Origin of the sequence: Neolewinella antarctica, assembly GCF_011927835.1 — a bacterium.
In the GTDB taxonomy this organism is placed as follows: domain Bacteria; phylum Bacteroidota; class Bacteroidia; order Chitinophagales; family Saprospiraceae; genus Neolewinella; species Neolewinella antarctica.
In genome coordinates this window covers 178,434-190,526 of the sequence record NZ_JAATJH010000004.1, presented here as the reverse complement: position 1 = coordinate 190,526, position 12,093 = coordinate 178,434, and the positions used below count along the sequence as shown (strand labels likewise).

13 protein-coding genes are annotated in these 12,093 nt (G+C 55.9%); 10 read left to right on the top strand and 3 right to left on the bottom strand.

Translation table 11 applies throughout. The annotated features are described in order from the left end of the window. Positions 1–38 precede the first annotated feature (38 nt). The 3 genes from GGR27_RS12970 to GGR27_RS12960 all read left to right on the top strand — a co-directional run bounded on the left by GGR27_RS12970 (position 39) and on the right by GGR27_RS12960 (position 2,471). Positions 39–440 (top strand): methionine-R-sulfoxide reductase, encoded by a 402-nt coding sequence (locus GGR27_RS12970; RefSeq protein ID WP_168037968.1) that lies wholly within the window; start codon positions 39–41, stop codon positions 438–440. Between the two features lie 15 nt (positions 441–455). Beyond that, positions 456–974: a peptide-methionine (S)-S-oxide reductase MsrA gene (gene msrA / locus GGR27_RS20605; RefSeq protein ID WP_168038434.1), complete on the top strand. Its 519-nt coding sequence runs from the start codon at positions 456–458 to the stop codon at positions 972–974. Between the two features lie 390 nt (positions 975–1,364). After that, positions 1,365–2,471: a lytic transglycosylase domain-containing protein gene (locus tag GGR27_RS12960; RefSeq protein ID WP_168037966.1), complete on the top strand. Its 1,107-nt coding sequence runs from the start codon at positions 1,365–1,367 to the stop codon at positions 2,469–2,471. 61 nt (positions 2,472–2,532) lie between these two features. Here GGR27_RS12960 and smpB read toward each other — a convergent pair whose 3' ends face one another. Next, on the bottom strand, positions 2,533–2,994 hold the full coding sequence (gene smpB, locus GGR27_RS12955) for an SsrA-binding protein SmpB (protein ID WP_168037964.1): 462 nt from the start codon (positions 2,992–2,994) through the stop codon (positions 2,533–2,535). Between the two features lie 70 nt (positions 2,995–3,064). Continuing rightward, a complete protein-coding gene (locus GGR27_RS12950; RefSeq protein ID WP_168037962.1) occupies positions 3,065–3,484 on the bottom strand; it encodes a DUF2141 domain-containing protein in 420 nt (139 codons plus the stop codon). A gap of 295 nt (positions 3,485–3,779) precedes the next feature. On the opposite strand from GGR27_RS12950, the gene GGR27_RS12945 reads away from it, so the two are divergent. The 5 genes from GGR27_RS12945 (at position 3,780) to GGR27_RS12925 (ending at position 7,884) form a co-directional block, all read left to right on the top strand. Continuing rightward, entirely contained in the window at positions 3,780–4,490 is a 711-nt protein-coding gene (locus GGR27_RS12945; RefSeq protein ID WP_168037960.1) for a ClpP family protease, read from the top strand. Positions 4,491–4,688: 198 nt separating this feature from the next. After that, entirely contained in the window at positions 4,689–5,963 is a 1,275-nt protein-coding gene (clpX, locus tag GGR27_RS12940) for an ATP-dependent Clp protease ATP-binding subunit ClpX (RefSeq protein ID WP_168038432.1), read from the top strand. Positions 5,964–6,243: 280 nt separating this feature from the next. Continuing rightward, positions 6,244–6,891, top strand: coding sequence for a pyridoxamine 5'-phosphate oxidase (pdxH, locus tag GGR27_RS12935; protein WP_168037958.1), 648 nt, complete (start codon positions 6,244–6,246; stop codon positions 6,889–6,891). A 146-nt stretch (positions 6,892–7,037) separates the two neighbouring features. After that, on the top strand, positions 7,038–7,412 hold the full coding sequence (locus GGR27_RS12930) for a hypothetical protein (protein ID WP_168037956.1): 375 nt from the start codon (positions 7,038–7,040) through the stop codon (positions 7,410–7,412). Then, positions 7,405–7,884, top strand: a complete 480-nt coding sequence (locus GGR27_RS12925) for a hypothetical protein (protein WP_168037954.1) — start codon at positions 7,405–7,407, stop codon at positions 7,882–7,884. The genes GGR27_RS12930 and GGR27_RS12925 overlap by 8 nt, the downstream gene beginning before the upstream one ends. Here the strand turns inward: GGR27_RS12925 and GGR27_RS12920 are convergent. Then, complete coding sequence (locus GGR27_RS12920; protein ID WP_168037952.1) at positions 7,835–9,133, bottom strand: MFS transporter; 1,299 nt, start codon at positions 9,131–9,133, stop codon at positions 7,835–7,837. The two genes, GGR27_RS12925 and GGR27_RS12920, sit on opposite strands and share 50 nt — an antisense overlap. A 159-nt stretch (positions 9,134–9,292) precedes the next feature. On the opposite strand from GGR27_RS12920, the gene GGR27_RS12915 reads away from it, so the two are divergent. Together GGR27_RS12915 and GGR27_RS12910 are read left to right on the top strand one after the other, a co-directional pair. Then, positions 9,293–10,150, top strand: a complete 858-nt coding sequence (locus GGR27_RS12915) for an alpha/beta fold hydrolase (protein ID WP_168037950.1) — start codon at positions 9,293–9,295, stop codon at positions 10,148–10,150. Positions 10,151–10,442: 292 nt separating this feature from the next. Beyond that, positions 10,443–11,972: a hydroxymethylglutaryl-CoA synthase family protein gene (locus GGR27_RS12910; RefSeq protein ID WP_245184656.1), complete on the top strand. Its 1,530-nt coding sequence runs from the start codon at positions 10,443–10,445 to the stop codon at positions 11,970–11,972. The last annotated feature ends 121 nt before the right edge of the window (positions 11,973–12,093 follow it).

Sequence of the window (12,093 nt, the reverse complement as noted above, 5' to 3'; positions counted from 1 at the left end):
CCCGCTAAACCCTCCGTGAACTAGCGTGTTTTCTCCCCATGAAAAGTGCAGAAAATTACAACCCCCTAACCAAAGCCGAAACCCGCGTCATCGTCAACAAAGGCACCGAAAGCCCTTTCACCGGCGAGTACGACGACTTCAAAGTAGACGGCGTTTTCGTCTGCCGCCGTTGCGACGCGCCCCTTTACGATAGCAAAGACAAGTTCAGCTCCGGCTGCGGCTGGCCGAGCTTCGACGATGAAGTCCCCGGTGCCATCGAGAAGATCCGCGATGCCGACGGCCGGCGCGTCGAGATCTTATGCAACAACTGCGGCGGCCACCTCGGCCACGTCTTCGAAGGCGAACGACTGACGACTAAGAATACCCGCCACTGCGTCAACTCCCTCAGCATCAAGTTTATCGCCCGCGATAAGTGGAACGCCGAACACCCCGAAGGATGAACTACCGACCGTAGCCTGCTGACGCTCTATCTGGCCAGCGGCTGCTTTTGGGGGAGGGAATACTATTTACGGAAGCTACCCGGCGTCGTTGCTACCCGCACCGGATTCGCCGGTGGCCACCTCCCCCACCCTACCTACCAACAAGTCTGTGAGAAGAAAACCGGCCACGCCGAAGTGGTAGAACTCACCTATGACCCTGCCGTCCTTTCTACCCGGCAGCTCCTGACCGAATTCTTCTCCCTTCACGATTTCTCTCAGGATCGCATTCACGAGAGCGGCGGCCAGTACCGCTCCGCAATCTTCTACCCCGCCGGCGATAACCGATCGTCGGCCGCCCTGCGTATAGCTTACGATTTTGTGGAGACCCTGGAGCAGAACGGCTTCCCGGTAAGCACCCAAATCCGCCCCGTAGAAGCCTTTTACCCCGCCGACCCGCGTCACCAGCAATACTGCGCTGCGAAGGGAATTACCCCGAAAAAACGGGAGGCAAAACACCTTAAGGAAATATTAACGGCTTCTTATCCCCCGAAATAGACACATTTTAGTGTGTCGCCTAGGATGAGATTATTCTGCCTTCACGATCTCTACCGGGTGAAATACGGCTAACCATACGCGTTGCAACGATAAACCTTGCTTTCCACACACTTAGCCAAACCTGACAATTTTACGTCCTCGGTCCTTAAGTATTGAACAACAGTTCCTTACACCCCAAACCCTTGCGCGACGGTGATTAGCGCCCTTACCTTTGCGGCCCTTTTGAAGATAACCGGGCTCACGCGTTCGGTCACCTTCTCGAATAGGCTTTAGTTTCCCCCTATTGACACCTAGCAGCGCGACCCCCAACCGCGCCATTACCCACGCCGACGGCGCTCCCTCATTCACTGAGCCCCGCCCTACGGACATTGTTTGACGAAATTATTCTGGATGAGACAACTAATCGTATGTCTAATACTTTTACTGAGCTTTCTGGCTCCTGAGACCACCACCGCCACGGAAGCGGCCACCGTAGTGGCCAACGAAAACACACTTAACCCAAAAATAGAGCGTCGTATTCAGCGCCTGGCCCTCCCCATACAGGCCCCCGCTAACGACCGCCACCTCCACCGCAAGCTCCGCGACTACCTAAATGGTAACCAGCGTACCGAGCAAATGCTGAGCCGCGCCAGCCGCTACTTTCCCCTTTTCGAAGAAACGCTCTGTAAGTACGATCTCCCCGAAGACCTGAAGTACCTCGCCGTTGTCGAGTCCATGCTCATGCCCCACGTGCATTCCTCCGCGGGTGCCGCCGGCTTGTGGCAGTTGATGCCCGCTACGGCCCGGTCGCTGGGGCTGACCGTGAATAATATGGTCGATGAGCGAATGGATGCCGAACTTGCTACCGACGCCGCCGCGCGGATGCTTAAAGAATTATACGCTGATTTCGGCGACTGGAACCTCGTTGTAGCGGCCTATAACTGTGGCCCCGGTCGTCTGCGCGGCGCAATGCGCCAGGCTAAAGGCCAAAATGATTACGCCAAGATCAAACGCTTTCTCCCGGAGGAGACGCAAAATTACGTTTCCACTTACGTCGCCGCGGCCTACACGCTGAACTACTACGCCAACCACGGCCTCGACCAGAAGGAACACGCCGCCAGGGCCATCACTACCGTCCACCTGTTCAAGGGGGCAAGCTTGCGGAAACTGGCTAAGCTAGCCGGGATGGAATACGGAAACCTCCGCGCACTCAACCGTAGTCTCGTACAGAACTATTTGCCTTCCAGCAAGGACGGTTTCGAGTTGAAAATTCCCAGCCACCGCAAGGAAACACTGCAGACGGCCATCTGGGGCCAAAATAATCTGGTCATGACCCAAACGCAGGAAGAGCTTACCGAAGCAACGGCGCGGGCGCGGGAGCAAGGTTTTCGGGCGGAAGAATGGCTGCTGGGTTGCCGGTCGGGCGTCGTCCTTCTCGAAGGGACTAATCTACCCTGGGTCATCGAAGAGCTCAGCGGGCGTTGGTTGAATAATTACCAGCCGATTGCAATGCTTTAATGTAGCTGGTCTAGAGTCTTTGGTCTGAAGTAAAGACCGCAGACTCTAGACCCTAGACCATTTACTTAAATGCCTTAAGCGCCCGGTCCAATTGCCGCTTATTGTCTTTCTGCTTGATCGATTCACGCTTATCGTAGTTCTTCTTACCCTGCACGAGGACGATCTCCAACTTACAAATGCCCCGCTCGTTGAGGTACATCCGGTAGGGGACGATCGTGAAGCCTTTCTCTTTGGTCTTCTTTAGCCATTTGCCAAGTTCCTGCTTTTTCAGCAACAACTTCCGTGCTCTCCTTTCCTCGTGGTTGAACTGATTGCCCTGCTTGTACTCGCCGATGTAGATCGACCGCACCCAGAGTTCGTCTTTTTCGAAAACGCAGTAGGCATCCCGTAAATTGACCAGCCCGTCACGGATACTTTTGATCTCCGTACCGTACAGTAAAATGCCCGCTTCGACGAGTTCGAGGAAGTGGTATTCGTGCTTCGCCTTACGGTTGACGTATTCTATTTTGCGCTTTTCGGCCATGCTGGAGGGGGAGTCTACGGAGTAAGTTTCCGGTTAGACTAAATGCAACGGCCACCGGCAAAGTTCTTCCCTACTGCTCTTTCCACAATTTAAGCGCGATGCTGGCCGTGGTCCCCCTACCGGCGGGTACTTCCGTAGCAATCTCGCCAAAATCCGGGGCGCGCCATTTCGAGGGGGGCGTTTCCGAAAAGCCATACGGCTCGGTGGGGACGCCGAGAAAATTAGTGTCCAGCTCTCCGTTGCCGTTAAGGTCCTGAAAAGCAGCGAATACGTAGTGGCCGGCACCGGGTAGTTCGATCTTCAGTCGCGTTTGGCCCGTTTCGGTAGGCCTGATGATGTCCATAATGGAACGCTTGGCGACAAAGTCCTCCTTAGAAGCAAACACCGCCACGCAAATTTCTCCTTTCCCGGAGGCGGAGGTAGTGACGTTCAGGGTAACGGCCTGGGGACTGACCGTAGCGACGAGAAACGAAAGAAGAAATGATATCATACGGCTGTAGGAACTTGTGGATGTTGACCAAACGCAGCCGACCACTGATTTGTACGGCACCAGCGCGTTAATCCCCTCCTAAACTTTGCGGAACGCCCGGGCGAACATCACTCGGTGGAAGCAGGCGGATTGGCCTCGGAGGAGTCGACGCGGTCTGTTATCCTTCGCCACTGCTCAACCCAACGTGCACGACGCAAACACTCTCCCGGCGGTCGTTTGCACAACCACCCCGCCCTTAGTGCGTTAACATGCGCAGCGCACCGCACGGTACGCTTCCACCCAAAATTAACTAATTATGATCCCACAGGACGAATTCATGAAGTATGCCACCAAGCATATGGGCATGAGCACCATGCACTTAGAAAATTACGCCCAGGCGATCGGCGGAATGGCCGGCCCCCAGGTCACCGGTTTTTCCCCCAACGTCATCGAAGAGCGGCAGCGCCCCGCCTCCGTCCTCGACGTGTTTAGCCGCCTGATGATGGACCGCATCATCTTTATGGGCGTTCAGGTTACGGACTACGTGGCCAACGTCGTTCAGGCCCAGTTACTGTTTTTGGAGTCCGTCGACCCCAAGCAGGACGTACAGATGTTCATCAATAGCCCGGGCGGTAGCGTCATTGCGGGTATGGGGATGTACGACACGATGAACTACGTCACCCCCCACGTCGCCACCATCTGTACGGGGCTAGCCGCCTCCATGGGCTCGTTGCTCCTCGCCGCCGGTGAGCCGGGCAAACGTTCCATCCTCCCCCACGCCCGGGTCATGATCCACCAGCCCAGCGGTGGTATGCAGGGTCAGTTTTCCGACATGGAAATCAACTACCAGCTCATTTCCAAATTGCGCGAAGAGTTGTACAACATTTACGTTAAGCACACCGGCCAGACTTTCGAAACCATCGAAAAGAGCAGCGACCGCGACAACTGGATGACCGCCCCCGAAGCGGTAGCCTACGGACTCGTTGACGAAGTACTCGTCAGAGAGAAAGCGGGAGAGAAGAAATAGATGATTAACGCTTCGCTAATTATCCATTAGTCTCGAGGGGGCGATTGACGCGGCGTGGTCTATAATTCCACGTTTTCGTTCAACCCCACGAACCAACCCATGCGGGTGGTCGCGCAAATTGCCGGCCGCCCGCTTTTTTTGCGCCATCTTTGCGCCGCCAATTCATTATTTAGACGATTAGAATTCCCCCACCCCATGATGCGAGGTAAACGACAAGAGGTCCATTGTTCCTTCTGCGGCCGTGATAAGGCCGAGGCACTGGTTCTGGTCACCGGTTTGAGTTCCAATATTTGCGAGATCTGCGTCGAGCAGGCCCGCGACATCATTGCCGAAGAGCTCTACGGCGGCGTGATGCCCGACGACGAGAAAGAAGAGAAGCCCGAGCCAGTCAAACGGGAGTTCAGCCTGCCCGCAGGCACGACGCCCCGGCGGATTAAAGAGCATCTGGACAAGTACGTTATCGGACAGGAACGCGCCAAAAAAATTATTTCCGTAGCGGTCTACAACCACTATAAGCGCCTCTCCTTCCCCCCCACGCTGGAGGAGGAAGTACAGATCGAGAAATCCAATTTGTTACTCGTTGGACGGACGGGCACGGGTAAAACGCTCCTGGCCAAGACCATCGCCAAGATGCTCGACGTGCCCTTCGCCATCGTCGACGCCACGGTCTTTACCCAGGCGGGTTACGTGGGTGAAGACGTGGAATCCATCCTTAGTCGTTTGCTCCAGGTTTGTGATTACGACGTCGAGTCCGCCGAGCGCGGCATCGTCTACATTGACGAAATGGATAAAGTCGCCCGCAAGTCCGACAACCCCAGCATTACGCGCGACGTGAGTGGCGAGGGCGTTCAGCAGGCCATGCTCAAGATGCTCGAAGGCACGGAAGTGCTCGTCCCGCCCCAGGGGGGCCGTAAGCACCCGGAGCAGCAGCTCGTCAAGATGAACACGGAGAACATCCTATTCATCTGCGGCGGCGCTTTCGACGGTATCGAAAAGATCATTGCCCGCCGGATGAACTCGCAGGTGATCGGGTTCGGCAGTAAGGACACTAAGCGCGTGGACCAGGAGGAATTACTCAAGTACGTTACCCACAAGGACATTCGCCGGTACGGTATGATCCCCGAGTTGATTGGCCGCCTGCCGGTCGTGACCTACCTCAAGCCCCTCGACCTGACGGCCATGAAGCGCATCCTCACCGAGCCGCGCAATAGCCTCGTCAAGCAGTACCAACACCTCTTCCGGTTGGAAGGCATCAACCTCACTTTTGCCGACGATGTCGTCGAGTACCTGGCACAGACGGCGCTGGAGTACGAACTCGGCGCGCGGGGTCTTCGCTCTATTTGCGAGGCCGTTATGACGGATGCCATGTTCGACACGCCGGATGATAAGGCGATTAAGCACCTTACTATTGACCTTAAGTATGCTAAGGGGAAGTTGGAGGGTGGTATGTTGGAGTTGTTGCGGGCGGCTTAGTATTGCCTCCGGCAGCTTCCGGAAGAAGTAGAAGAAGGTAAAGGAGAGGGAAGAAGGGCGTGATACCGCTAATGCTGCTACATTTACTTTCAGATATTCTTGCTTTTTGCGCTGTCGCGGGCTGGCCACCAGCTAGTCCCGTACTTTATCGGGATGCAAGGTTTAAAGGTTGATGGCATCCTGCCCGAACGTAACAGCGGCAGCGCTACCGCACGGCCGTTCGGGCAGGATGCCCTCAACCTTTTGGATTGATAGACATTCCCAAACAAATAATAAGACTATGGCCATCGACGCTGGCAACCTTCGCGTAGACTACCAAGCAGACGAGCTGCTGGAATCCAACGCAGCCGAAAATCCGTTCGAGCAATTCGATCGGTGGTTTCAGGACGCTAAGAAATCCGATTGCCCGGAACCCAATGCCATGATCGTGGCAACGGTCAACGCAGCGGGGCACCCCGCCGCCCGGGTCGTTTTGCTCAAGCAGGTGACCGATGAAGGCTTTATCTTTTACACCAATTACGACAGCCGTAAGGGTCAGGAATTAAGTGCCCATCCTCACGCCGCAGTCGTTTTCAACTGGTTGGAACTCGAACGTCAAGTCCGCATCGAAGGCTCCGTAGAAAGAGCTTCACCGGAAACATCTACGGACTATTTTCACAGCCGTCCGAAAAAGAGCCAGATCGGTGCCTGGACGAGTCCGCAGAGTGACGTGATTCCCGACCGGGCTTTTTTGGAGCAGCGGAAGGAGGATTTGGAGCAGCAGTACGCCGACGCCGAAGAATTACCCCGTCCGGAGCACTGGGGTGGATTCGTCGTTAAGCCAACGTTGATCGAGTTTTGGCAGGGGCGTAGTAGCCGGTTGCACGATCGACTGGCTTACAGCCTGAGCGCGGACGGTCATTGGGAGCGGGTTCGGTTGGCTCCCTAGTTCACCGTTGTAGGCCGAGGGGTTAGCTACGCTGCTGACTTCGTCGGTCTGGCCCGACCCCGATAGCTATCGGGGTCGGGCGGCAGTGCTACCGCCGTCACATTCGGGCCAGAGGCCCTCGGCCTACGCGACAAAGCAAAAAAAATATGCAATTGAAGAACGACTGGATTCAGCTCCAAACGGACATTACCCCCCACAAAGCCGCGCTCACGGAGGGTGTGACGACCGTGCGGGACGAGGGTGTGAGTAACTACCCCATCCTGTTTGCTTACGCCGGCGAGGAGAACGACCACGCCCCCGGCATCGAGGTAATGCAAATCCCCACCAACCGTGGCGTCGTGTGGAACGTGAATATCAGCACCCTAGAAGAACTCGTCACCAAGCGCATCGTCGCCAACGAAAAAATCGACCCGTTCCGCAAGGTCTACAAGAACAGTCCGGATGCTTTGTGCTTCCTGATCGTCGACGAGGAAGGTGCCCGTTTCGGTTTCGTGGGTGAAAAACAAGACGACAATGATTAAGGAAAGCACCATCGAACGCGTTCTCGACCGGCTGGAAAGTGGCGTCGACGAATACGAGCAGGAGATCCAGGACTTCGCGGAATCACAGCCTCACCTGATGGCTTACGTGGCCAACGAAGACAACGAAGTATTTCAGCAGGAGGAACTAGCCCTGTTGCTCTTCGGTACCCTCGCCGTGTACCAATCAGTGACGGATGAACTGACGGAACCGGAAGTCGCTACACCCGAACAAATCGAGGCGGCGGACGACGCTAATTATGCGGTAGTGAACGCGATTAAAGGCAGTTTTCGCGCCAAACTGGATCCTTTCTTCGCCAAGACAAAGCAGGAAGACCTATTAGCCTTTATCGAAGACTTGGTGTCCGCCGAAGCCGAAGCGGAAGAGGAAGGGATTACCAAGGAAGCTCGCGAACCGCTTTTCGTTACTCTGAAGACGGTAGTGGACGTACTAACCCGGGGCTCCCGGGGCTAGCTTTAATTCTCACCTGATTCACTATGCTCAGTATTCCAATCCCGGCACCCGCGACCGCGCAAGAAGCATAAATGGCGGCGGCGTAACCAAACTTATCCGCGACGCCGAAGCCGATCAATTGCGCGAAAATGAAAGCCAGAGAATAACTCGCACTAAGTACTCCGAGATATTCACCCCGGCGGGCGGGCGGTGCGTATTTAGAAAGATAGGCATTCGTCAGCGGCATGTAGAGAATTTCGCCGAAAGACAGCAGAATCATGGCGGCGGCGAGGGCCAGAAAACCAACGGATACCGCGAGTGGCAGCAACAAAAACGAGCCCATCATAATCGCCCCACCCACCAGCATCACCTTGATGAGCCGGAAGCGAGACTCGATGACGTAAAGCACCGGCATTTCGAAGGCGACGATGACCACGCCGCTGATGGTGAACAGTAATCCGATAATGCGCTCATCATAGCCGGCGGCGTTCAGGTAGGGTGAAAAGACGCTGAACAGGTTGAAAAAGCAAAGCATGATGCAGGTGTTGGCCAGGACGTAGAGCACGAGCCAGAACTGACGAAAAGCCGGTTTGCTAGCCGAAGCATTTCCCTGCGCGTACGCCAGCCGGTCCGCATCCCGATCTTCTTTACTGACCAGCGGAATGGCCGTTTCGTCCTTCGGCAGGAGGTAAAGAAAAAGTAGCCCGGCCAGAATAAAGGTGATGCCATCCCCCCAGAACATGAGGGAATAGCCAAATTTGTAAATCAGGAAACCACCCAACGCAGGACCGATACTGAAGCCCAGGTTAGCGGCCATTCTTTGCAGGCCGTAGGATTGCGTAAGCCGCTCCGGTGGCGCGTAAATAGCGATGGCCGCACGGTTGGCCGGGCGGAAAGCATCCGCGACGACCGAGATCACGAAAGTGAGTGCACAGAGTGCCCAGAACTCGGTGACGTAGGCCAGCCAGATGTGGAGTAGCCCGGAACCGAACAAGCTCACCACCATAATGTGCCAGGAGCCGTAGCGATCGTTGAGCAAACCACCGATGTAGTTGCCCAGCACGCCCCCCGCGCCGAAAGCTGCCATCACGTAACCGGCGTCGAGGGGTGCAAATCCGCGATCGTTGATGAGGTAGACCGACAAAAAAGCGACGACCATTGCCCCGGAGCGGTTGACCAGCATCGTGATGGATAACCACCAAACGCGGCGGGGCAAACCGGTAAATGCCTTGACGTAGAGATCGGCGATGGTGGTCAGGGCGGCGGGCATGGGTGACGATTGAGGACGGACAACAAAGCCGTTCGGGGCGAAGTTGCTGATTTTAGCTTAGTTTTACCCCACGTTTTCGACGCATCACCTTATCTACTAATCGTCAAACTTTTCGCCTTGAATTTGGAAGCCTGACTGGCTTTCGGCGCTATTGTATTTATGTCCGCGAACAAAGAAAGAATCATGATGGGCGGCCTGCGCCGGCTGCTGAACGGCACGGCGCGGATGACCCGGCGGGGCGCCGGCCGGATCGGCTATTACCTGCTGACGAACCCGCGCCGCATTCCGGATGACCCGGGGACGGATGAATTCATTAAGGACGCCGAGGCGGAAACGATCCATTTACTGGGCAACGACATCCGGGCCTACCACTGGCCGGGCACGGGGCCGAGCGTGTTGCTACTGCACGGCTGGGAAAGCTCGACGGCGCGTTGGCACGCCCTGTTTCCACTTCTGCGGGACAATAACTTCGACGTGTACGCCATCGACGCACCGGCGCACGGGCGGAGTGGCGGCAAGCAGTTTACCATCCTGCTGTACACCCAAATTTTGCAGGCTTACTCCGAACACCTGGGGTTCGCACCCGACATCTGGATCGGTCACTCCGGCGGGGGGATGGCGAGCATTTATTATAACTCGCAACCGGAGTATACTTTTCGGCCCAAGGAGATGGTCTGCATGGCCGTGCCGGGAGAACTGGAAAACTTTATCGACAAGTTTTGTGATTTCGTGGGGGCAAACGCGCGGGTGAAATACGGGATCGAGCAGCGGTTCGTCAAGAATCTGCAGGCGCGGTTTTCCGACGTAAACTTTAAAGAGTTCGTGAAAAAGGTGAAGATTCCCGGGCTGATCATCCACGATGAGGAGGACGACGTGGCGCCGATCGAGGGGGCACGGACGATGCACGAGAACTGGTTGGGGTCGCGGCTGGTGACGACGCAGGGGTGTGGGCACAGTTTGACGGGGGGGCTGGTGCCGGTTTTGGTTTTGGGGTATTTGCAGCGGGAGAGGCAGTAGGCTGGTAGGCAGTAGGCGGTAGGCTTTAGACGGGCTTTGCCCTTTTTAGACGGCTTCGCCTTTTAGACGCTGCGCTTTTAGGTGAGCTTCGCTCTTTTTAGAGGCTACACTTTTAGAATGTAAGTTTCCTGTGCGTTCAGATGTCGATGAAGTGTAGAGCAGGTAATAAACTACCCAGGTACTCAGTGGTTAGGTTACGGCAACGGCTTATTTGGCTGAGGCGATTTTAACAATACTAATCTTTTCCTACCGGGATATGCCTTCGGGCGATCCTGTGTTACAACTTCCCTCCATGGCTGCTCCTACCGTCGGCATTGACGACATGTCCGTTTACATTCCTCAGCTTTATCTACCGATTGAAATACTGGCTGAGGAGCGAGGACTGGATTACGGAAAACTGAGTAAAGGCCTGGGTTTGCTGGAGATGGCCGTCACGGACGCTAGGGAAGATGCGGCTACGATGGGCGCTAATGCCGTGCTAGACCTGATGCACAAGAACGATTTGGAACCACAGCAGATCGGTCGAATTTATTTGGGGACGGAATCGGCACTCGACGGAGCAAAGCCAACGGCAACCTACATCCTGGACATGCTGCAGGACCACTTTGCCAACTCCTTCGGCCCGAACTGCTTCCTACACTGTGACGTCGTTGACCTCACGTTTGCGTGCATCGGCGCGGTGGACGCCCTGCAGAATTGCCTGGAATGGGCGGCGGCGAAAGAAGGCCGCATCGGCATCGTCCTGGCCAGCGACGAAGCAAAATACGAAATGGAGTCTCCGGGAGAATACACGCAGGGCGCGGGCGCGGTAGCGATGGTGGTCCGGCGGGAGCCGCGTTTACTGGCCATCGACCCTGACTTCGGGGTGGCGACGCGGCCGGCGCATGATTTCTTTAAGCCACAACGGAAGGTCACCAAGCTAGAGATCATCAAAGAGGTAATCAACCTACTACCCAACCTCACGGATGCGGACTTCGACCTGGCCGAGCTCGAAGCCAAGCTGGCGGAAGGACTCGGGGTTGATGGCATCCTCGACGGCAACGAGCAGCACCTGACGCTGCACAAGTCGACGCCAGTTTTTGACGGGCCTTATTCTACGCAGTCCTACCAGGCGAGGATTCGGGAGGCGCTGATGGATTACCGCCACCGCTCCGGGAAAGAAGTCGGTAACCTCCTGACCGATTTCTCCCACCTCGTTTTCCACCTCCCCTATGCTTTCCAGGCGCGGCGGATGTTCTCGGAGATCTACATGGAGGAACTCAAGGCCAACGGCAAGTGGGAAGCTTTCATCGAGCGCAATGATTTGGAAGTCCCCTGTGCGGACAATTACGAGGACCGGGAAGAATACATCACCAAGTGTGCGGACTTCCTGCGGATGGTCACGAAAGCGGCAGATTACAAGAAGTTCGTCAGTAAGTACATCGCGCCGGGTGAGTGGGCCAGTTCGCGGGTTGGCAACTTATACGCCGGCAGTGTTTTTCTGAGCCTGATGAGCACGCTCGAGTTACTGGATGAGCAGGAAGTCGACGCGGTGGGTAACACCATCGGGGTTTTTGCCTACGGCAGCGGTTCCAAGTCGAAAGTATTTGGAGCTACCGTACAGCCTAACTGGCGCGAAATGGTCACCGGCTTCGACCTCGGTTTGCGGCTGGATTACCGGCAGGAAATTAGTTACGCGGATTACGAGAGCTTGCACCGGTGCTGCGAGGAAAAAGACATTGCGAAGCTTCAGGAAGGTGCCTTCTTCCTGGCGGACGTGCACGACAAGCGGGACAACACGGAAGGCGTACGGCACTACGGATACGCCGCGCGGGCGGTGTGACCATCCTAAAACGCTCAGCAGCCGGGATCCAGGCGCTGACCATAGTGAATTAATCAGCCCGGAGTACGCATCACAATCGTACCCCGGGCTTTTGTTATGGCGAGAATGAGGAAACACAAAA